Genomic DNA, 22514 nt, shown 5'->3' with positions numbered 1-22514 from the left:
CTTTTATTCGTTTTTTATATCGTAACAAAAGAAATGAATGATGGTAAAGTCATAATGAAAAAGAGTTGGTACGTCACAATAGACCCCAACTCTTTCTCTACTATTTTAAAGCTGCTTTCGCTTGGTTTACTAATTCAGCAAATGCTTTCTCATCTGAGATTGCGATTTCTGATAACATTTTACGGTTAATGTCAATACCCGCTTGTTTTAAACCGTTCATTAAACGAGAATAACTCATGTCATGTTGACGTGCAGCCGCATTGATACGTGTAATCCATAATTTACGGAAATCACGTTTTCTTTGACGACGGTCACGGAATGCATATTGACCTGATTTCATAACTTGTTGTTTTGCAACTTTATATAATGTGCTTTTCGCACCAAAGTAACCTTTAGCTAATTTGATTGTCTTTTTACGACGCGCTCTTGTTACTGTTCCACCTTTAACACGTGGCATAATAAACTCCTCCTTTTATCTCTACGGTATGCTCATCTGTCATACCTCTCACATATTTTCGTACTTTAGAATGATTATTTAACGTATGTTAATAATTGTTTTACGCGTTTTGCATCACTTTTTGATACTAATGAAGCTTTACGTAATTGACGCTTTTGCTTTGTAGATTTGTTAGCGAATAAGTGTGAAGTGTAGGCTCTAGAACGTTTGAGTTGACCAGATCCAGTTCTTTTTACACGTTTCGCAGCTCCGCGGTGGGTTTTCATTTTAGGCATGATGTTTTCCTCCTATTATCACTTTTTATTTTTCATTAATTGGGGCTAACATAAGGAACATTTGGCGACCTTCCATTTTCGGCTTTTGCTCGATTGTTGCAAGGTCTTGACACGCTTCAGCATATCGCTCTAACACGCGTTGTCCAATTTCTTTATGCGTAATCGCACGCCCTCTGAAACGAATTGAAACTTTAACTTTGTCACCTTTCGTTAAGAACTTGCGTCCGTTTTTAAGCTTAGTATTGAAGTCGTGTTCTTCAATTGTTGGGCTTAAACGGATTTCTTTAACGTTGATGATTTTTTGTTTCTTCTTCATTTCTTTTTCTTTTTTCTGTTGCTCGAATTTGTATTTACCGTAATCCATAATACGAGCAACAGGCGGTTTAGCATTTGGCGCAACAACGACTACATCCAAACCAAGTCGTTCTGCCATTTCCAATGCTTCATTTTTAGATTTCAATCCGATTTGGTCACCATTCTGTCCGATGACACGTAATTCTTTTGCGCGAATCTTTTCGTTAACTTGCGTTTGATCTTTAGCTATGGTTGACACCTCCAAAAAGTTTACGAATGGTCCAAGTACGAAAAAAAGCGAGGGTATTTAACCCCCGCTTCTCACGTCAACATGAACATACACTACATGTTTAATCGTTAACCTGCCAACAGCTTGCTGCGTCGCTACAGGTGAGAAGCGGGATGCTTCTACTTGGTCCGTTTCGTATTCAACAGATACAATCATACCAACTCAGTGTATATTAGTCAATGTTTTTTTGAAAGTTTTTTTCAACTGTTTCCACATTCGGATCTAAGTTGACGTCTTTTAATGGAATCATTTTCGTTTTATAGCGGACTTTATGATAGATAAAGAACGCTAAAAATACTGGAATCCCCATGTAAGTAATTAAAAATCGATTTATATCAAAATCACCAGTTTGAATAAAATCAACATCTTGTCCGATAATGACAATAATACAAAGTACAGCAGCGAGAATCGGACCAAATGGGAACCACTTCGCTTGATACTTTAATTTATAGACATCGTAATTTTGTGCAGCAAACGCTTTTCGGAAGCGATAATGACTGACAGCAATACCTACCCATGCGATAAAACCTGTAAGACCGCTCGCTGCAACAATATATTCGTACGCATCGCCACTTACATGTTGCAATACAAAAATAAACACAACGATTACTGCAGTAGATAGCATCGACAATATCGGTGTACCGTTTTTATTTGTACGGCTAAACGCTTTAGATGCGAGACCGTCTTTACCCATCGAATACAACATCCGTGTGCTTGCATACATACCAGAGTTACCAGCCGATAATACAGATGTTAAAATCACGGCATTCATAAATGAGGCAGCAAACGCGAGTCCTGCATTTTTAAAGACGAGTGTAAATGGAGAAGTTGCAATATCATCACCACCACCCATTAAGGCAGAAGAGTTGTAAGGAATGAGCATCCCGATAATAAAGATAGCTAAAATGTAAAAGAGTAAAATTCTCCAAAACACTTGCTTAATCGCTTTCGGTACGGCACGCTGAGGATTTTCAGACTCACCTGCAGTAATCCCGACTAACTCAGTACCTTGGAAAGAGAACCCAGCGACTAAGAACACACCGAACACAACAAGCAAGCTACCACCAAAACCGTCACCTAATATCGGTGCATCTCCAGTCGTAAATGTATCAAAGCCCACTGCTTGACCGCCCATAATCCCTAAAATTGTCAGTAAACCTACAACAATAAAGACAATAACCGTCGCTACTTTGATGAATGCAAACCAATATTCGCTCTCACCATATACTTGGACAGACAAGGCATTAAGGCTAAAAATAATAACCATGAAAATACAACTCCATGCCCAAGCAGGTAAAAATTGTAGTGGCACCCAATATTGGATGACTTGAGCAGCAATCGTAACGTCGGCCGCTACTGTAATGACCCAGTTAAACCAATAGTTCCATCCTAAAGCAAATCCTAAAGATGGATCGACAAAACGTGTGGCATACGTACTAAACGAGCCTGTAACAGGTAAATACGTCGCCATTTCCCCTAGTGATGTCATTAAGAAGAACACCATAACACCGATAATCGCATAGCCTAAAAGTGCACCTAAAGGCCCCGCATCATGAATAGCGCCTCCAGATGTCATAAACAGTCCAGTCCCAATCGCACCACCTATCGCAATCATCGAAATATGACGGTCTTTGAGATGGCGTTGAACTGCATGTTGATTTTCCGTTTTTTCATTACTCATTTTCTTAATCCTTTCCTAATTGCTTAGAGGTTAAGACAAATTGTGTGAAGCTAGTTAAATTTTAAATCATCCAACCTAGTAAAAAATAAAAGCAGTGATAACATCTATGTTGATGCCACCCCTGCTCATTATTTATGAATCGGTAGCACATCACATTTGTGACAGTCTAGTGCCTTTCGAACACTAGCCCAACGAAAAATGGCGATGGTCCATTTCCGTTTCGGCAACTTTACCTTTCACATGTTGGGGCTTTGTACCATCCTACAACCCAACCGCTACTCATCAAAGTTGCGCCTCTAACTCAATCAAATCGTATTATAAATTGTTTCATTTATTACTATACATGATAGCCATGGACCTATCAACATTATCTTTGTTTTTTCAAACGAATTTCATCAACTAAGTCCCAAATAAATGTATCTTTTTCAACTGTTTTTTGGTCTTTTGAACCGTATTGACGGACATTGACTTCACTGTTTTCAAGTTCTTTATCCCCGACAACAAGCTGATATGGAATTTTCTTCATTTGTGCTTCACGGATTTTATAACCCATTTTTTCATTACGATCATCAATATGCACACGCACACCTTGAGATTTTAATTCGTCATGGATTTGTCGTGCATAATCGTAATGCAAATCGTTATTAACTGGAATAATTTCAACTTGTTGTGGTGCTAACCAAGTTGGGAATGCCCCTTTTGTTTCTTCTGTTAAAAAGGCAACGAAACGTTCCATTGTTGAAACAACACCACGGTGAATTACAACAGGTTGATGATGTTCGCCATCTTTACCAATATATGTGAGTTCAAACTTCTTCGGTAATAAGAAGTCAAGTTGTGCTGTAGACAACGTTTCTTCTTTACCCATTGCTGTTTTTACTTGAACGTCTAATTTAGGGCCATAGAACGCTGCTTCACCAATGGCTTCTTCATACGGTAAATTCATTTCATCTACCGCTTCTTTTAACATCGCTTCAGCAGTGTTCCACATATCGTCATCGTCATAATATTTTTCTTTATCCGCTTTATCACGATAACTTAAACGGAATTTGTAATCTTCAAAGCCAAAGTCCTCGTACACATCCAAAATCATTTGAACAACGCGTTTGAACTCTTCTTTAATTTGGTCTGGTCGTACGAAAATATGCGCATCGTTTAAAGTCATACCTCGCACACGTTGTAAACCCGATACAGCACCACTTGCTTCATAACGGTGCATTGTACCAAGTTCTGCAATACGAATTGGTAACTCACGATATGAGTGTGGTTTGTTCGCATAAATCATCATATGGTGCGGACAGTTCATCGGTCTCAATACCATCGCTTCGTCCGCATCCAGTTGCATTGGCGGGAACATGTCCTCTTGGTAATGGTCCCAATGACCAGAAGTTTTGTACAATTCGACATTAGCCATTACTGGAGTGTACACATGATCATAACCGAGGCTAATTTCTTTATCGACAATATAACGTTCTATTTCACGGCGAATTGTCGCACCATTTGGTAACCATAAAGGTAAACCAGCACCAACAAGTTGATTGTTTGTAAATAATTCCATTTCTTTACCGATACGGCGGTGATCACGCTCTTTACGCTCTTCTAACAATTGAAGATGTGCTTTTAAGTCTTTCTTGTCAAAAAATGCTGTACCGTAAATACGTTGCAACATTTTATTATTGCTGTCGCCACGCCAATACGCACCAGCAGTTGATAACAATTTGAACGCCTTAATTTTCGAAGTACTTGGGACGTGTACACCACGACATAAATCAGTAAATTCACCTTGACTGTACAATGTCACTTGTTCGTCTTCTGGAATCGCCTCAATTAATTCCAATTTATATGGATCGTTTGCAAAAAATGACTTCGCTTCGTCTCTTGAAACGACTTGACGTTCGACTTTATGATTTTCTTCAATGATTTGTTTCATTGTCTTTTCTATCTTTTCAAAATCATCACTTGAAACCTTTTCTTCCATATCGAAGTCATAGTAGAAACCACCATCAATCACTGGACCGACACCAAAATGCACATCACCATACAAACGTTTTAATGCTTGTGCCATTAAATGCGCTGTTGAATGTCTCAACACTTCTAACGCTTCATCACTGCCAGGCGTAATAATTTCAATTGCGCCATCTTCTTCTAAAGGACGTGTCAAGTCGACCAATTGTTGATTGAATTTACCTGCAACGGCTTTTTTTCGCAATCCTGGACTAATAGATTGCGCAATTTCTTCTGTTGTCGTGCCCTTTTCAAATGCTTTTTCATTACCATCTGGGAACTGCACTTTAATTTCTGCCATAATAATCCTCCATTTCACATTTTTTGCTTAAAATTGAAGAAAATAAAAAACCCCCATCCCAACAAAAAGGGACGAGGTTTTCGTGTTACCACCCTAATTTGTCACATACCTATCCTGTGACATCTCTACATAAGATAACGGTCTTGAGCCGGGCATTCATTACAAACACCATTTATCCATAGAGGGAGTAACATCGATGACTATGCACTACATTCTCAATCACAGTAGTTCCCTGTACCATAGCGATACCGATATCATATCCTCAAACTTTAGCAACATTATTGATTTATATACATATTATAACGCTAAATTTAAAATTTTCAATGCTTACGATAATTTTCCCCTTCAAGTAAATAAGGCATACTCAAAGTTTTCACACGTTCCATAATACGTTTTGCTTTCATTCGATCGACACCATTTTTTGTATCAGCTAAATGAGTTTCTAACTCTTCAAAATTCATATTTGAGCTGAAAAATGTAGGAAGTTCTTGAATCATACGGTAATGTAAAATAGGACCGAGCACCTCATCACGTACCCATGGTGTCATATCTTCAGCACCTAAATCGTCTAAAAATAATACGCGCGCTTCACGAACTTGTTCAATACGTTTCGCAGTCGTGCCATCTTTAAAACCATTTTTCAACGTCCGAATAAACTCTGGTACATAAATAATCATTGATGGGATACGGTTATTTTTCAACTCGTTCGCAATCGCACCTAAAATAAAAGACTTCCCTGTACCGAACTCACCATATAAATAAAAACCTTTGACCGGACGCTTTTCAATAATTGCATCAATTAAATCGTCTAACTGCATCGCTAAATCTAAACGATTGCGTCTTGTCATATAAATATCTTTAATTTTGGCATTTAACGTATCTGGATGCATATGAAATGAAGTAATCATACTTTTCGCATTTTGTTCCTCGTCGTGCCTGATTTTACATGGGCAAGGCTTGTAACGAATTTTGATGTGCTGTTGATCAATATACAATTCAGGAATGTGACCTTTTACAAAATTAGGACAATTCTCGAATGTATGTGTCCCGTCGTAACGCTTTTGCTGATCTTTATATTCCTGTAAAATATTCAAATCTTCCTCAATCATACGGTTCGTTACTTCAGATTGGTGTTCGGCTAAAAATGCTTTCACATCTGGATCTGCTAACACTTGCTTTTTAATCTGTTGAATCTTTTGTTCAAAAGCATGATTGCCACCGACGATACTTTTGAAACTTTTCATTAATCTTCACCCGCCCTTCTCTTTTGTTCTAATCTTTTCAAGAACGCTGCACGATCTTTTTCCAATGCTTCTTGATCTTCTTCTTTTTGTTCGTATTCTTCTGGATGCGTCACCCAACGCGGTTGTTTTTCTTTTTTGTTATAAAATTTACCATTTGCGTTTTGAGTGTAGCTTTCCATCCGTTTTTGTTTCGATTTTTCCTGGTTTTTTTGAATTTCCATCGCCTTTTCATATGCAGAACGCGCGTCCGTCACACCACTTTTTTTCCATGTTGAACCAACGGAATAGACATATTTTTCCGGCAAGTTATTATCCGTTTTTTGCATCACATACTGCAATAATATATTGATGACCCCGAAATTAAAGCCTTCACGTTGCACTAATTCTTCCACCATGTCTTTTTGGTAACGAGGTGGCTCAGAACCACCATATTCCGTGAGCATAACAATCGGACTCGTTTGATCCATTAAATCAAACCACTCATCCCAATTTGACACCGATTCTTCTTGTGCTTGAGACGTTTGTTCTGAAACGGTCGCTGTCACTTGCGGTTGTAATGATGGTAATTGTTGTTGATGTTCCATTAAATAGTAACTTTGTGCTTGTTTGCGTAAATCTTTAACGGATAAAGACTGATCTGCATTGAGCGATTTCAAAATAATCGTTTTCATCACATCAGGAGATAAACGATATAGTGTCGCCAATTGAACGATAAGCGATTTTGTTGGTTCAGATAAAATTGCTTGACTTACATAATGTGTCTGCAACATATCGGCTAACAATTCAAAATCAAACGTCACATCTGTTAAATCAACACCTTGATATTGCGATGCTTTGAGCGCTACATCTGAAGTTACCACTTGTTGTTTAGGCACTTTAAAAACATCCGTGAACTTTTTCGTCACATTTGAAAATCCCGCCAAATCTAGTTGTGTTGGTATAAAATAATTTTTCAATGTATGATACCGTTCCTGTCCGACAACTTCATAAAAATAAATCGACAACATCGGATCATTAAAAAAACGCTCTGGTGTGGGCGGTGGTATCAGTTCATACACAAATCGTGTCGTATTTTCAGATTGACGGACGAACGTTTTTAAGAGCCCTATGCCTTCCAACAAATCTAAAAACTCTCTAAAACGACCGAGACTCAGTTTTAATTCTGACATAATTGTATAATGTGTAAAACCTTGGTCGAACGTAGCAGACTCAAATTGGTTTAAAAATTGGTACACACCGATTGCTTCAGCACCGATTAACGGTGTGAATAACCGATTCAAAATATCATAGTGAACTGCATGATATTGAAATGGACGCATGACGATAAATCCATCGTGCGGACTTAACTGATTTTGATACATAAATTGATTCATTCGTTATTCACTCCGCTTGTTTTCTTTCAATATCCCTTGCATAGATTGTAATAATTGATCCACATCTTTAAATTCACGATATACAGAGGCAAATCGGACATAAGATACTTGGTCAACATGCATCAATAAATCCATTACATACTCTCCAATATCTCTAGAAGACACTTCTGCAATGCCTTCTTCACGCAATTTCCATTCGACTTGATTCGTAATTTCTTCTAATTGTTGGAAACGGACTGGTCGCTTTTCACACGAGCGTACTAAACCATTTAATATTTTTTCTCGATTGAACTGTTCGCGTGTACCATCTTTTTTTACGACGATGAGCGGACTCATTTCTATGTGTTCAAAAGTAGTGAAACGTGTACCACAATTGTCACATTCACGTCTTCTTCTAATTGCATTCATATCATCTGCATGTCTCGAATCCACTACTCGAGATTGGGTATGATTGCATTTTGGACATTTCACGACTTTGTCACCTTCTTAGTCATAGTTTTTGTTTCATTATACTATGAAACGACATGATTTCAAAAGTTAGGTGATAACTGACGTACATCATTGCGTCTTGACTGAAAAGAAACGCATCTGTTTCATTTACCATCTTACTATCCAGATAAACAAAAAAGTCGATGATTCATTGCTCATCGACTTTTTTATATTTGATTTATTGTACAACTGTGCTTGGAATTTGAGCAGCGATTTGTTGTAACACGTCGACAACTCTCGTTGAATAACCCCATTCATTGTCATACCATGCGAGTACTTTAACTTTACGATCTCCCATGACGATAGTTGAAAGTGTGTCAACAATTGCTGAGTGTGCATCAGTCGTGAAATCATCCGATACTAATGGCTCATCCGAAACAGCGACAACACCATTTAAATCGTTGTTTTTAAATAATTGATTCACTTCTTCTTTAGTCACAGATTGTTTTAAATCGACGACTAGGTCAACGAGTGAAACATTTTTAGTTGGAACGCGTAACGCCATTCCGTGCATTTTTCCTTCAAGTTCTGGTAAAACAAGTGCGAGTGCTTTCGCTGCACCTGTTGATGTTGGAATGATGCTTTCAAAAGCTGCACGTGCACGACGTAAATCTTTGTGTGGATTGTCTAAATTGTTTTGGTCGTTCGTCACGGCATGTACTGTAGTCATTAAGCCATTTTCGATTCCAAAACGATCATTTAATAATTTTGCAATTGGTGCTAAACAGTTTGTTGTACAAGATGCGTTACTAAAGATGTCATAACGTTCTGTATCGATATCTTGGTCATTCACACCTTTAACAATTGTTTGTACGTTTCCTCCTTTTGAAGGTCCTGTTAAAATCACCTTTTTAGCACCTGCTCGAATGTGGGCATCTGCTTTATCGCCATGATTAAATTTACCTGTTGCTTCTACCACGATATCAATATCTAATGCTGCCCATGGTAAATTTTCAGGATTACGATCTGACACAAGTTTAATTTTTTTACCGTTCACTTGTATGCCGTCTTCAATCGATTCAACCGTCTGATTAAAACGTCCGTGTGTTGTGTCATACTTAATGAGATGCGCAATTGTTTCAGGTGGATAGCTTGCATTGATCGCTACAACTTCAACATCTTCTCTATTTAATGCCACTCTTAGAACCATACGGCCGATACGCCCCAGACCGTTAATCGCAATCTTTGTCGTCATGTTTAAAGCACTCCTTATCAATGTGTTATACTTATAATTAACAGTATATCACAATAGCGACGAAATGAAACCGTTTTCCACTATTATTTTTTGTTATTGTACTTCATCAGCCAAAACAATCATAAAACGCAAAAAAATTCAGGTGCTTAGACAGACACATATCCAAACTCCTGAATTCATTTTTAATATTGATGATAATCGTAAAATCTATTCTTCTGAGTCGCTATGATAAGCTTCTAAAAACCCTTTATCCACTAAAATCTGTTCTAAATTTTGCTTTAATTCCAACTTAGAACCCAAATTATCAATGACGACATCCGCCATTCGACTCTTTTTATCAATTGAAATTTGGCTATAAATTCTTGCTTTCGCATCTTCTATAGACAAGTCATTACGTGCCATTAATCGATCGAGTTGTATCGGTTCAGACGCATAAACGAGCCAAACTTCATCTACCGTGTCTTCCAAATGATTTTCATATAACAGTGGAATATCCATAATGACATTGTGACCTTCTGCTAAATATTGGTCACGCTCTTGATTCATCATTTTGCCGACAATTGGATGCACAATCGCATTGAGTTGTTTTCTTTTTTCATCATCATAGAACACTTGTTGACCGACGTATGCACGATTCATGTCGCCATCTTCGTTGATCGCTTCATCGCCAAATAGCTCTTGAACTTTTTTTAAACCTTCTGTCCCTTTTGCAACTGCTTTCCGTGCTGCAACATCTGCGTCGACGATTTTAAAACCATGTATTGCGAGTAATTCAGCCACTGTTGATTTTCCAGTAGCAATTCCACCTGTTAATCCAATGACTTTGGACATAATTTCACCTATCCTAACTTTGGCAATTTGGACAAAAATGTGTATTTCGTCCTGAAATAATAACCGTTTCAATCGCTGCTTCACACGTAGCACAGCGCTTTTGTTTATAAACTTTCAAATGATCTTGCATGGTACCTCTTTGACCATCAGCATGTACGTAATCCGACACACTTGTCCCGCCATTTAAAATACCCATTTCTAAAACTTTTACTACACTATTAAATAACTTTGTCTTTTCCGCTACTGACAAGTCTTTTACTATTCTTTCTGGATGAATTTGTGCGTCAAACAGCGCTTCACATGCATAAATATTTCCGCAACCCGATATCACACGATGATCCAGTATAAATGGCTTAATCGCTTTGTTTAAATATTTCTTTTCATCACTTTTGGCAAGATAATGGGCCAATGCTTCTTGTTCAAAAGGTTCAGGCGCAATCTCTAAAATTGAAGGATAAGCCTCTAAACTTTTTACATTACGGATCTCACCAAACCGGCGAATATCTGAATAGACTAATTTAATGCCATTTTCTAAATGAAAAACAACTTGCCAATGCTTTCGAAAATTCGGTATCGCAATGTCATCAAGCGATTGCACGACAAAGAATGCACCTGCCATCCCTAAATGAGAAATCAATGTACGCACAACATTCCCATTTTGGATACGAAATAATATATATTTACTGCGGCGTTGCACATCTGTAATCTCAAAACCAACCGCATAATTCACAAAATCATCAAGGTCAATCCCTTTAATAATTGTTTCTTTCCCTTCTAACTTGCCTCGTTTGACAGGTTCAGAAAACGTTACATCTGTAATCTTTTGTTGCATAATGTGAGGCGTAATGCCACGTTTGACATGTTCGACTTCTGGTAATTCTGGCATTGATTGTCTTACCTACTTTCTATTTTGCATCATACCACGTTTTCCCATAATCTGATTCCACACTTAATGGGACATCTAATTGTAATGCATGAGCCATAATTTTCTCAACAAATTTGCTGAATTCATCTACTTCATCTTTCGGCACTTCAAAAATCAACTCATCGTGTACTTGTAATAATAATTTAGCTTTAAACGATGTCTGTTGCACTTCACGGTGGAAATGAACCATCGCTAATTTAATAATATCTGCAGCACTCCCTTGAATAGGTGAGTTCATCGCAGTTCGTTCAGCAAATCCACGTAAGTTAAAGTTACGACTCGTAATGTCCGGAATGTAACGACGACGTTTTAATAATGTCTCAACATAACCTTGTTGTTTGGCATCTTGCACAATGTTGTCCATATAGTCTTTTACACCTGGAAAATGGTTCAAGTAATCGTCAATGAATTGTTGTGCTTCTTTACGTGTGATACCTAAACTTTGACTGAGCCCATAATCACTAATACCATAAACGATACCAAAGTTAACCGCTTTTGCTTGGCGACGCATTAATGAAGTCACCTCATCAGCTGCAACGTTAAACACTTTCATCGCTGTTGTTGTATGGACATCTTCATTAGCATTAAACGCTTGTTGCAACGTCGGGTCTCCTGTAATATGTGCTAAAACACGCAATTCGATTTGTGAGTAATCCGCCGCAAGAATGACATAATCATCGTGCGTAGACTTAAACGCTTTACGAATTTTACGCCCTTCTTCTAAACGAATTGGAATATTTTGCAAGTTCGGATCGACAGAAGACAGACGACCCGTTTGTGCGAGTGTTTGATTAAAACGTGTATGAATACAGCCGTCATCCCAAATCACTTTTTGTAAACCTTCAACATAAGTCGATTGAAGTTTCGATAACGTGCGATACGTTAAAATATTGTCGATAATTGGATGTGCGTTTTGCAATTTTTCGAGTACATCGACCGCTGTTGAATAACCCGTTTTCGTCTTTTTAATGACTGGCAACTCTAGTTTTTCGAATAAAATGACACCTAATTGTTTAGGTGAGTTAATATTAAACTTTTCACCAGCTTGTTCATGTATTTGATCTATTAACTGATCCAACTCTGTTTGAATGACAGTTTCCATTTCTTTTAATGTGTCGATATCGGTATGAATACCAATATATTCCATTTCACTTAAAATGAACGCAAGTGGTAACTCGATTTCTGAGAGTAATGATGTCTGTTCATGATCTTCTAGAATGGTCATCATTTGCGGTTGCACAACATGAATCGCGTCTAAAATGGAAGCAATATGTTTGTCGAGTACGTCATCTTCAGGTATGTGGAAAGATTTGCCTTTACCATAAATCAATACATCATCTTGTACGAACGTTTGCTCAAAATGGGTCATGACAGATTGTACATCATCAATCGTACGTGATGGATCGATAATATAGCTTGCTAACATCGTATCAAAAACAACATTTTGAATGGCGATGTCTGAACGTTTCATCGCAATGTATGTTTTCTTCGCATCATGTACCCATTTTTGAGTTGTTTCATCTTCTAGCCAAGCCACTAACTCTGGATATTTAGTGATTTTGTCAAATGGAATCACCACATAATGTTCCCCATCGTATAACCCGAATTTTAATAAGTCGTCTTTTAAGTAATTTGGCCCTGCAACTTCTACGTGGATAGCCGCTTCTGACAATTGGCTAAAATCTACTTTTGACATCTCTGTCGTTGGCGCAAAATCTCTACTCGCCGTAGCATTGTCTGCCTCAATATCCATCCCATCTAGCAACTGACGGAATTCTAATGACTTGAATAGTTCGATTTTAGCACTTTCATCAATTTTTTGAGGTAAACGTGTGTCTTTGAGTGACACTGTAATCGGACTGTCACAATTAATCGTCGCTAAAGTTTTGCTCATTAACGCATCATCACGACTATTTTCAAGCTTTTCTTTTAGCTTTTTACCTGACACTTCATCGATATGGTCATAAACACCTTCAACTGTTTCAAATTGATTCAACAGTTTCATCGCTGTTTTTTCGCCGACACCTGCCACACCTGGAATATTATCAGAACTGTCGCCCATTAAGCCTTTTAAATCAATAATTTGAGAAGGTGTAAGCCCATTATATTTTTCAGCAATCAATTCAGGTGTGTAATGATCAACGTCCGTCACACCTTTTTTCGTATAATAAATCGTCACTTGATCTGTAGCGAGTTGTGTTAAATCTCGGTCCCCTGTAATGATGATTGTTTGCATGCCCGCTTGATCTGCTTTACGACTCAGTGTCCCAATAATGTCATCTGCTTCATAGTTTTCAAGTTCATAACGTTGAATTTGATAGGCATCTATTAATTGGCGAATATACGGGAACTGCTCACTCAATTCAGGTGGTGTTTTTTGACGTCCCCCTTTATAATCTTGATATGTTGCATGTCTAAAAGTCGTTTTTCCAGCGTCGAATGCCACGAGAAAATGTGTCGGTTGTTCTTCTTTGATAATCTTTTCTAACAAACGCACAAAACCGTACACGGCATTTGTATGAATCCCTGCTTTATTTTTTAACAACGGCAATGCATAAAAAGCTCTAAAACTTAAACTATTACCATCAATCAATATAAGTTTGTCCACGTTTTTCCCTCCATCGTGATTTGTATCTATTTTATCATAATCCGTATGTATCATGTCGATAAAACAAGCCTCACACTTCTGCTTCACAACAGTAAATGGAACGCCTATTGTACCATAGTTGATACGATATGACCTTTTTCATCATTATAAAGCCATTCTTTGGTGCACTCATAGCAAAAACGAGAACAGTTTTAACGAATGGGGTATACGTTATCACTGTTCCCGTTTTGTGAACTTAATATTATTCTGGTAACACAACTTTAAATTTCGAACCTTTTCCGAGTTCAGACGCCACTTCGATATTACCTTGATAAGCTTCTATAATATGTTTCGTAATTGACAAGCCTAACCCTGTGCCACCTGAATCACGACTTCTCGCTTTATCCACACGATAAAATCTTTCAAAAATACGATACTTTTCTTTTTCTCCTATGCCAATGCCTTGATCAATCACTTCAATGACAGGATGCTGATTCTCTCGATATACCGCTAAAGTAACCGTTCGATTTTCAGGAGAATAGTTGACCGCATTCGACATTAAATTCACTATGACTTGAGAGATTTTATTTTCGTCAGCCATCGCCGTCACATTCGGTTCAATTTGATCAATCAATTGAATCGACTTTTCATTCGCAAGGGGTTGAATGACTGAAAATGAAGATTTTGCGACATCGGACAAATCAATCAAATGCTTTTCTAACATCGTATTTTGTTCAATTTTCGATAAATCTAGTAAATCTTCAACTAGAGATTCGATACGATTAGACTCTTTTAAAATGATGTTTAAGAAAATATCTAAAGAGGCTTCATCATTTTTCGCACCATCAATAAGCGTTTCGGTAAATCCTTTCATCGATGTTATCGGTGTTTTCAATTCATGTGACACATTCGCCACAAATTCACTGCGTAAGTTTTCTAGTTTTTTCAATTGTGTAATATCGTGTAATACGATGACCATGCCTTGTAATGACTTTTTCGTTCGGGATAAGATGGGCACACACGATGTATCAAAGAACTTTTGATGAATATGGTTAATTGAAATTTCAACTTGTTTGTACATCGCCTTTTCAGTTCGGAATCCTTCAACGACGAACTGCTTGATCGTTGGATGTAAATATTGTGCATAATCTTGATTTTCTACATTGGTCGATTCATTGAAAACCTCATAAAATGTCTTATTCGCGATAACGATTTTTCCGTTTTTATCTATCATCAATATCGCACTAGGAATATTTTCAAGTGTTGTCACAAGACGATTACGTTGAATTTTTTGTTCACTATTCAACTGCTCTAAACGTCGCGCTAACACATTAATCGTCACATACAATTCACGCAACTCTTTCACACTACTTTCAGGCAGTCTTACACGAAAATTCCCTTCAGTAAGGAGTGACGCAGCGTAGGACACTTCATTAATCGGTTGAATATAAGTTCGGTTAATATAACGCACTGTAAAGTAAATAAGCGCTAAAATGATCATCCCTACTAATATTAAGTATTTCCAAAATTGAAGTTGTAGTTCGTAAACCATATCAAAATGACCTGTGATTAATATCCTTGTCTCACCTTGTTGATGTCCAAACCAATAGTAGCCTTGTTTACCATCGAGTTGATAAATCGGCTCTCTCGTTTCAAGTTGGCGCAAAATACTATCTTGACGTTCTGCTATTGAAAGTTTCCGATCCCCTTTAAACTCGGTCGTTTGATCGCTTTCAATGATTTTAATATTACTATGATAATGATTGGCAAGTTCTTGAATGTGTTTATTGTTCCCCGTTTTATAAAATGCAAGAATTTGTTCAGCATCTTTAAGAAGAGATTTCTTTTCGTATTCAACGGTATTCGTATAAATACTATTATGTACAATAAAGCCTAATATGAGAAAACTTACAACAGTAATTGTTGTAAGTATGATTAAAAGTTTGTGATAAAATTTAATCATTTATTTAGGACGCTCCAATTTGTATCCTAAACCGCGAACTGTTTTAATAAACTGAGGTTGTTTTGGATTTTCTTCTAGCTTATCTCGCAAATGACTAATATGTACATCTACAATTCGAGAATCACCTGCAAATTCATAGTTCCAAACTGAATTTAACATATGTTCACGCGTAATGACACGACCTTGACGTTCAACTAAGTAAAGTAACAACTCAAATTCTTTAGGCGTTAACTCTAACAACTCATCATTACGGTATACTTCAAAAAAGTCAGGACGAATCCGAATACTGCCAATGACAATATCTTCATCATCTTCTACTTGGCGAACATGATTGACTAATGATGAGCGGCGAAGAATGGCCTTGACACGCGCAACAACTTCTCTCGGCGAAAAAGGCTTAGTCATATAATCGTCAGCGCCTAGCTCTAAACCAAGCACACGATCAAATTCATCATCTTTTGCAGTTAACATTAAAATAGGTACTTGGTTTTTATCTGAGCGAATCGTTTTACATACTTCGATACCATCCTTTTTCGGTAACATCACATCCAATACAATCAAGTCTGGTTTCGTTTCTTTTTCTTTTTGTAATGCTTCCTCTCCATCTTGAGCCACCTCAACAACATAACCTGATTGTTCGAGGTTGTATTTTAACAAAGTGACAATGGATTGTTCGTCATCAACGACAAGCACTCTTTGAGTCATATATGTACCTCCTTATTATAATTAAGTTCATTATACCTTAAAATAGTCTTAAAAATAATATATCATTTAGCATCTTTACAATAACTTAACTTTCTCTTAAAAAATCAAAAAAGAGACGTGTTTGAATTTGATTGTTACATTTATTTAGTCACGCTTAGCTAAAAAGGCTATAAAATCGATTCCCATCATTCTCAAAAAGATTTTTGTCCACATGGATAACCGTTCTAAACGTCACAATTGCTATCATGATCTTGCTTTCTCAGCGACTGGTCTCAACTAGCCAACGCTTGATTTAACTGTTACATAGGTGTGGCGTTGTCGGATTTTCAACTGCGTCTAATCCCTAGGAGGTCTCGCCCATTTTAGCAAATGAATATGAAATACTGCGAATCAATGCAGGGAAACTTTTGAAATTAAGAAAATATAAAGTGTCAAAACTTTCAGTCCGAATATTCTTGTTTTATATATTAATTATATCATAGAAAGAACAAAGAAACTTGATGGCGTTTCAGTCATAGAAAGTTGCGATAAACAGTAGCAACTATTTAAACATTAGAAATCAAATATAATCTATTGTTTAATCCCTTAAGATTCCCATTCATTTGGCAACCTTATATCAAAACATCGAAGTACTAAAGAGGAATTTTTGAGTTCAGCTCTCAATTAAAGATTTTAACCAAGTTTAGTACTAACTATTAAATTTCATAAATGTTTGTTAAACGTAGGAAGAGACCGGGACATTAAGTTTTCCCAGCCTCTACTATTCATGGATTTATGATTCATTAATGATGATAAAACAGTCGGAAATAAGGATGTATTAGACACAAAAATTGATGCTATTGACTTTCTTGATTTCATAAACTTTCCCTCAGTTTTCCTGTGTTTGATGTAAGATTGCCCAGAAGGCTGACACTCCTGAGGGAAATGAGTGCATCCTGCTAACAGTCACTTCTTTACTTTAATAGTGGTTGCTGTTTATCGCAGTAGCTGTCTTACTTCTCAATGGGCATGCTTTTGAGAAGTCTAGTCAGCCTTGCGGGGGCAGTACTACGAAATCTTTGTGACACATGAGATTTCTGTACTGCTCCCAAAATCCACTAACGCCTCAACAAATGTAACAGTTTAATCAAGCGTTAGTTGAAGGGCTACCCCCTAGGAAACGCGAAGCCATAATGACAATCAATAACACAAATCGCAGGGAGAGGGCAAGTTAAACAAAATACTACACCAATAGCATCAAAAATTTTATGTCCGATCGCCTTCGAATCATCTCATTATAAATTTTTAATCAATTCATCTGCAAATTCAGATGTTTTTACTTCAGTTGCACCTTCCATTAAACGTGCAAAGTCATACGTTACAACTTTTGAAGCAATCGTTTTTTCAACAGAATTTGTAATTAAATCCGCTGCTTCTTGCCAGCCGATGTGTTCTAACAACATGACACCTGAAAGCAAGACTGATGAAGGATTCACTTTATCTAAATCAGCATATTTCGGAGCTGTACCGTGAGTCGCTTCAAAAATCGCGTGACCTGTTTCAGAATTGATATTCGCACCTGGTGCAATACCGATACCGCCTACTTGAGCTGCTAATGCATCAGAAATATAGTCACCGTTAAGGTTCATTGTCGCAACAACATCATGATCAGCTGGACGTGTTAAAATTTGTTGTAAGAAAATGTCTGCAATAGAATCTTTAATAATGATTTTGCCATCTTTTTCAGCTTGATCTTGAATTTTGTTCGCTTCGTCTTTCCCTTTTTCTTCAACAAGACGATCATATTGTTGCCATGTGAACACTTGATTACCGAATTCATTTTCAGCTAAATCATAACCCCATTGTTTGAATGCACCTTCAGTAAACTTCATAATGTTACCTTTATGCACAAGTGTCACTGATTTACGATTGTTATCGATTGCATATTGAATGGCTGCACGTACTAAACGCTCTGTACCTTCTTTAGACACTGGCTTAATACCGATACCTGAAGTTTCAGGGAAGCGAATATTTTTAGCACCCATTTCATTTTGTAAGAAATCAATTACTTTTTTAACTTCTTCGCTACCTTCTTTAAATTCGATACCCGCGTAAATATCTTCAGTATTTTCACGGAAGATGACCATATCCGTTTGTTCTGGATGTTTCACTGGTGAAGGTACACCTTTGAACCAACGTACTGGACGTAAACAGTTAAATAAGTCTAATTCTTGACGTAAGGCTACGTTTAATGAACGGATACCGCCACCGATTGGCGTTGTTAATGGTCCTTTAATAGCAATTAAATATTCTTTAATTGTATCTAATGTTGCTGTTGGTAACCATTCACCCGTTTGGTCATAAGCTTTTTGACCCGCTAACACTTCTTTCCAATCAATTTTTTTCTCACCGGCATAAGCTTTTTCTACGGCAGCATCAATGACGCGACTTGCTGCTTTCCAAATATCTGGCCCGATACCGTCACCGATAATAAATGGTACGATTGGTTGATTTGGGACTTGTAACCCGCTGTCCGTTTTTACGATCTTTTCACTCATGTTTAATACCTCCGAATTTTGAAACTTTATGATATATAGACTTAATTAGCGCTCTTCAATTGGCACATATTTACGGTTAACATCACCGATATATGTTGCACGAGGACGCATAATTCTGTTATCTCTTAATTGTTCTAAAATGTGCGCAGTCCAACCAGATGTACGACTTACTGCAAAAATTGGTGTAAAGAGATCATGATCAATGCCCATGCTGTGATAAACTGTCGCACTGTAAAAGTCAACGTTAGGCAATAATCCTTTTTCTTCTTTCATGATTTCTGCTATTTTAACAGAAACATCGAACAATTCACTTTGTCCAGTTTCGTTAGTGATTTTTTGGCTCATTTCTTTCAAGTATTTCGCACGTGGATCACCATTTTTATAAACGCGGTGACCGAAGCCCATTACTTTATCTTTATTTGCAAATGCTTTTTGTAAGTAGTCTTCAACGTTGTCCACTGAACCAATTTCAGTCAACATTTGGATTACGCGTTCGTTTGCACCACCATGTAACGGTCCTTTTAATGATGATACTGCAGCTGTGACACCTGAATACATATCTGATAATGATGACACGGCACAACGCGCTGTAAACGCTGATGCATTTAATTCGTGATCAGCATGTAAAATCAATGCTTTATTAAAACCTTCTACCTCTACATCAGTCGGTTTTTCCCCTCTAAGCATGTATAAGAAATTCGCTGCATAGCTTAAAGAAGGATCAGGCTTAACCGGTTCTTTCCCTTCTCTTACTCTTGCAAACGAAGCGACGAGTGATGCGATTTTTGCTTGAATACGAATCGCACGCTCTTGTAATGCTTCTTCATCGTTATCATCGGCATTTTCATCAAAGTGCGCTAAATAAGAAACCGATGTACGTAACGCCGTCATAGGATGTACTTTATCAATGGTATATTCTTCAAAATGACTATACATTCTCGGATTTAAAGTCATGTACTCAAATAATTTTTCTTTTAATTCAGATAATTCTTGTTTCGTCGGTAATCGATATTTCCACAATAAGAAAACAATCTCTTCAAATTGTGCATTTTCAGTTAAATCATCGATATCGTATCCCGCATATGTGAGTTGGCTATCGATAATTGAACTGATTTTTGTTTCAGTTGCGATTACCCCTTCTAAACCTCTCATTAATTCTGCCATATGAAATTCCCCTTTACTTTATATTCGTTCTTTGTAATGGCTTTCAATAACTATTATAGCCAATATGATACGTTTTGTGAACTTTTTAAGAACTGACATATGTCAGAATAATCTTATAATAATTCGGTTAAAATGATTTCATTAATTTCTAAAACACTGATATAAAGCGTTTTCTGTTATGTTTTCATCACTAGTCTTAGAAAAAACACATCATCATTTGCATTCATTATCATTAATAATAAAAAGATTTGATGACAGAGTATATTTGTAGAAATATTAATTTAAGTGTAATTAAACTCTTTTTGCACCCGAAGTCGTACATGTGATACAGAAAGGGTTTTCACATAACAGTTTAAAAAAAGGGTTGATAAGGCGTATTCACCTTACCAACCTTTTTAAAATTAATACAGTATCATCTATTTAAAAATTATAGCACGTTCGCATAACCTTCATAAACTTTACCTTGTGTCGCATCTACTGTAACTAATGCATTATCAGGAATTGTATTGACGACGTTGTTGACGCCTACAACAGTTGGAATACCTTTTTCAAGTCCAATAATAGCACTTGAAGAAGTTAAACCAGCTTCTTCAGTAACTAAAGCAACAGCCTGATCTAAATATGGGGTAATGCTCTCATCAATCGATGGTGTCACAATAACTGCTTGATCTAAGTCGCGGCCTTTTAATTCAGAACCATTGTTCACAACGACTGTACGACCTACTGCAGAGTTACGACCAATTCCTTGACCACTTGCTAAGTCTTCACCAACAAGATGTAATTTCATTAAGTTTGTTGTACCAGACTCACCTGTTGGTACACCTGCAATGATAATGAGTAAATCACCGTTTTCAACACGTTCGCTTTCGATTGCTGTTGCTACAGAATTGTTCAATAATTCGTCTGTAGTAAAGTTACCTTCACGAACGACTGGGTAAACACCCCATACAAGTGTACATTGACGCGCAGTTGTTTCGAATGGTGTCACTGCGATAATATCAGATTTGGGTCTGTATTTAGAAATGGTACGTGCAGTTTTACCACTTTCTGTTGCAGCCACAATCGCTTTAACACTTAGGTTTAAAGCTGTGTGTGCAGCAGATACACCAATTGCGTTTACTAGTGATGTTTCAACAAGTTTTGTACGATCTGATAACAGTTGTTTATAGTTTTGAGCTTGTTCTGCAGCTACTGCGATATCATGCATTGCTTTAACCGCTTCTTCTGGATAAGCCCCTGCTGCAGTTTCACCTGAAAGCATGACTGCATCTGTACCATCGTAAATTGCGTTAGCTACGTCAGACGCTTCTGCACGTGTCGCACGAGGATTACGTTGCATTGAGTCTAACATTTGTGTTGCAGTAATAACTGGTTTTCCAAGCTTATTACATTTACGGATTAAATCTTTTTGTACAATCGGCACTGCTTCTGGTGGAATTTCAACACCCATATCCCCTCTGGCTACCATTAAGCCATCAGAAACTTCAAGAATTTCCTCAATATTATCGATACCTTCTTGGTTTTCGATTTTAGGGATAATGCTAATTGTACGGTTGCCCACTTCTTCTAAAATTTTACGGATTTCTAAAACGTCACTTGCACGACGAACGAAACTTGCCGCAATGAAGTCAACGTCTTGTTCGATACCAAAACGAATATCTTGCGCATCTTTATCTGTAATACCCGGTAAGTTGACACGTACACCCGGTAAGTTGACTCCTTTTTTATTTTTAAGTTCTCCCGTATTTAAAATTTTACAGTGAACTTCGCCTGCTTCATGATCAATAGATTCTACTTCTAATTCAATCAATCCATCATCTAATAAAATAAATGAACCGACCTCAACATCGTTAATTAAGTTTTCATATGTGACAGAGAACTTTTCCGCTGTACCTTCAACTTCCTGCATGCTCACGATGACATGTGATCCTTTTTCAAGTGTAATGATGCCATCTTTCATGTCATGTGTACGGATTTCAGGTCCTTTAGTATCAAGTAAAATACCAATATTTTTCTCTAACTTTTTCGCTATTTTACGAATTGAACGAATACGTGCTGCATGTTCATCATGTGAGCCATGTGAAAAGTTTAATCGCGCAACGTTCATACCTGCTTTCATTAACTTTTCTAACATATCTTCTGATTCTGATGCTGGTCCAATCGTACAAACGATTTTAGTTTTTTTCATTGGAAATGCCTC

Annotated in this window: 18 protein-coding genes, 1 riboswitch and 1 other annotated feature; all 18 genes read right to left on the bottom strand. The window is 37.2% G+C overall.

Annotated elements, in window-relative coordinates; translation table 11 throughout:
• Positions 1 to 100 precede the first annotated feature (100 nt).
• Positions 101 to 457: a 50S ribosomal protein L20 gene (rplT, locus tag GZH82_RS06565; RefSeq protein WP_016425302.1), complete on the bottom strand. Its 357-nt coding sequence runs from the start codon at positions 455 to 457 to the stop codon at positions 101 to 103.
• Positions 458 to 531: 74 nt separating this feature from the next.
• Positions 532 to 732, bottom strand: a complete 201-nt coding sequence (gene rpmI / locus GZH82_RS06560; RefSeq protein ID WP_014613694.1) for a 50S ribosomal protein L35 — start codon at positions 730 to 732, stop codon at positions 532 to 534.
• Positions 733 to 757: 25 nt separating this feature from the next.
• Positions 758 to 1285 (bottom strand): translation initiation factor IF-3, encoded by a 528-nt coding sequence (gene infC / locus GZH82_RS06555; protein ID WP_096545251.1) that lies wholly within the window; start codon positions 1283 to 1285, stop codon positions 758 to 760.
• Between the two features lie 24 nt (positions 1286 to 1309).
• Positions 1310 to 1446, bottom strand: a sequence feature (ribosomal protein L20 leader region).
• The gene (locus tag GZH82_RS06550; RefSeq protein WP_014613692.1) at positions 1334 to 1471 is read right to left on the bottom strand and encodes a hypothetical protein; all 138 of its coding nucleotides are present in this window, start codon (positions 1469 to 1471) and stop codon (positions 1334 to 1336) included. (Overlaps the previous feature by 113 nt.)
• Positions 1472 to 1487: 16 nt before the next feature.
• Positions 1488 to 2996: an amino acid permease gene (locus tag GZH82_RS06545; RefSeq protein WP_162681802.1), complete on the bottom strand. Its 1509-nt coding sequence runs from the start codon at positions 2994 to 2996 to the stop codon at positions 1488 to 1490.
• Positions 2997 to 3131: 135 nt separating this feature from the next.
• Positions 3132 to 3303, bottom strand: a riboswitch (Lysine riboswitch).
• A gap of 60 nt (positions 3304 to 3363) precedes the next feature.
• Positions 3364 to 5301, bottom strand: a complete 1938-nt coding sequence (gene thrS, locus GZH82_RS06540) for a threonine--tRNA ligase (RefSeq protein WP_162681801.1) — start codon at positions 5299 to 5301, stop codon at positions 3364 to 3366.
• A gap of 320 nt (positions 5302 to 5621) precedes the next feature.
• Positions 5622 to 6545, bottom strand: coding sequence for a primosomal protein DnaI (dnaI, locus tag GZH82_RS06535; protein WP_162681800.1), 924 nt, complete (start codon positions 6543 to 6545; stop codon positions 5622 to 5624).
• Positions 6545 to 7918: a replication initiation and membrane attachment family protein gene (locus GZH82_RS06530; protein ID WP_162681799.1), complete on the bottom strand. Its 1374-nt coding sequence runs from the start codon at positions 7916 to 7918 to the stop codon at positions 6545 to 6547. The genes dnaI and GZH82_RS06530 overlap by 1 nt, the downstream gene beginning before the upstream one ends.
• A gap of 3 nt (positions 7919 to 7921) precedes the next feature.
• Positions 7922 to 8389 carry a transcriptional regulator NrdR gene (gene nrdR / locus GZH82_RS06525; RefSeq protein ID WP_019165113.1) on the bottom strand — a complete coding sequence of 156 codons (468 nt, stop codon included), beginning with the start codon at positions 8387 to 8389 and terminating at the stop codon, positions 7922 to 7924.
• A 196-nt stretch (positions 8390 to 8585) separates the two neighbouring features.
• A complete protein-coding gene (locus GZH82_RS06520) occupies positions 8586 to 9602 on the bottom strand; it encodes a glyceraldehyde-3-phosphate dehydrogenase (RefSeq protein ID WP_162681798.1) in 1017 nt (338 codons plus the stop codon).
• A 207-nt stretch (positions 9603 to 9809) separates the two neighbouring features.
• The gene (coaE, locus tag GZH82_RS06515) at positions 9810 to 10433 is read right to left on the bottom strand and encodes a dephospho-CoA kinase (protein WP_162681797.1); all 624 of its coding nucleotides are present in this window, start codon (positions 10431 to 10433) and stop codon (positions 9810 to 9812) included.
• Between the two features lie 13 nt (positions 10434 to 10446).
• Positions 10447 to 11319: a bifunctional DNA-formamidopyrimidine glycosylase/DNA-(apurinic or apyrimidinic site) lyase gene (gene mutM / locus GZH82_RS06510; protein ID WP_162681796.1), complete on the bottom strand. Its 873-nt coding sequence runs from the start codon at positions 11317 to 11319 to the stop codon at positions 10447 to 10449.
• Between the two features lie 19 nt (positions 11320 to 11338).
• Entirely contained in the window at positions 11339 to 13966 is a 2628-nt protein-coding gene (gene polA / locus GZH82_RS06505; protein ID WP_162681795.1) for a DNA polymerase I, read from the bottom strand.
• 241 nt (positions 13967 to 14207) lie between these two features.
• Positions 14208 to 15908, bottom strand: coding sequence for a two-component system histidine kinase PnpS (gene pnpS, locus GZH82_RS06500; protein ID WP_162681794.1), 1701 nt, complete (start codon positions 15906 to 15908; stop codon positions 14208 to 14210).
• Positions 15909 to 16613 (bottom strand): response regulator transcription factor, encoded by a 705-nt coding sequence (locus GZH82_RS06495; protein ID WP_162681793.1) that lies wholly within the window; start codon positions 16611 to 16613, stop codon positions 15909 to 15911.
• Between the two features lie 1274 nt (positions 16614 to 17887).
• A complete protein-coding gene (icd, locus tag GZH82_RS06490; protein ID WP_162681792.1) occupies positions 17888 to 19150 on the bottom strand; it encodes an NADP-dependent isocitrate dehydrogenase in 1263 nt (420 codons plus the stop codon).
• Positions 19151 to 19195: 45 nt separating this feature from the next.
• Complete coding sequence (locus GZH82_RS06485; protein WP_162681791.1) at positions 19196 to 20314, bottom strand: citrate synthase; 1119 nt, start codon at positions 20312 to 20314, stop codon at positions 19196 to 19198.
• 427 nt (positions 20315 to 20741) lie between these two features.
• Entirely contained in the window at positions 20742 to 22502 is a 1761-nt protein-coding gene (gene pyk, locus GZH82_RS06480) for a pyruvate kinase (protein ID WP_162681790.1), read from the bottom strand.
• Between the last annotated feature and the right edge of the window lie 12 nt (positions 22503 to 22514).

Origin of the sequence: Staphylococcus sp. MI 10-1553 (assembly GCF_010365305.1) — a bacterium.
GTDB lineage: Bacteria > Bacillota > Bacilli > Staphylococcales > Staphylococcaceae > Staphylococcus.
This window is presented reverse-complemented; position numbering and strand designations above follow the sequence as displayed.

Bases quoted from the DNA above. Each gene is read 5' to 3' on its own strand.
- GZH82_RS06520 (WP_162681798.1), bottom strand. From the start codon at position 9,602: ATGACGACAAAGATTGCGATTAACGGTCTGGGGCGTATCGGCCGTATG.
- pnpS (WP_162681794.1), bottom strand. From the start codon at position 15,908: ATGATTAAATTTTATCACAAACTTTTAATCATACTTACAACAATTACT.
- GZH82_RS06495 (WP_162681793.1), bottom strand. From the start codon at position 16,613: ATGACTCAAAGAGTGCTTGTCGTTGATGACGAACAATCCATTGTCACT.
- mutM (WP_162681796.1), bottom strand. From the start codon at position 11,319: ATGCCAGAATTACCAGAAGTCGAACATGTCAAACGTGGCATTACGCCT.
- icd (WP_162681792.1), bottom strand. From the start codon at position 19,150: ATGAGTGAAAAGATCGTAAAAACGGACAGCGGGTTACAAGTCCCAAAT.
- GZH82_RS06530 (WP_162681799.1), bottom strand. From the start codon at position 7,918: ATGAATCAATTTATGTATCAAAATCAGTTAAGTCCGCACGATGGATTT.
- GZH82_RS06545 (WP_162681802.1), bottom strand. From the start codon at position 2,996: ATGAGTAATGAAAAAACGGAAAATCAACATGCAGTTCAACGCCATCTC.
- GZH82_RS06485 (WP_162681791.1), bottom strand. From the start codon at position 20,314: ATGGCAGAATTAATGAGAGGTTTAGAAGGGGTAATCGCAACTGAAACA.
- rpmI (WP_014613694.1), bottom strand. From the start codon at position 732: ATGCCTAAAATGAAAACCCACCGCGGAGCTGCGAAACGTGTAAAAAGA.
- dnaI (WP_162681800.1), bottom strand. From the start codon at position 6,545: ATGAAAAGTTTCAAAAGTATCGTCGGTGGCAATCATGCTTTTGAACAA.
- coaE (WP_162681797.1), bottom strand. From the start codon at position 10,433: ATGTCCAAAGTCATTGGATTAACAGGTGGAATTGCTACTGGAAAATCA.
- GZH82_RS06550 (WP_014613692.1), bottom strand. From the start codon at position 1,471: ATGATTGTATCTGTTGAATACGAAACGGACCAAGTAGAAGCATCCCGC.
- thrS (WP_162681801.1), bottom strand. From the start codon at position 5,301: ATGGCAGAAATTAAAGTGCAGTTCCCAGATGGTAATGAAAAAGCATTT.
- rplT (WP_016425302.1), bottom strand. From the start codon at position 457: ATGCCACGTGTTAAAGGTGGAACAGTAACAAGAGCGCGTCGTAAAAAG.
- pyk (WP_162681790.1), bottom strand. From the start codon at position 22,502: ATGAAAAAAACTAAAATCGTTTGTACGATTGGACCAGCATCAGAATCA.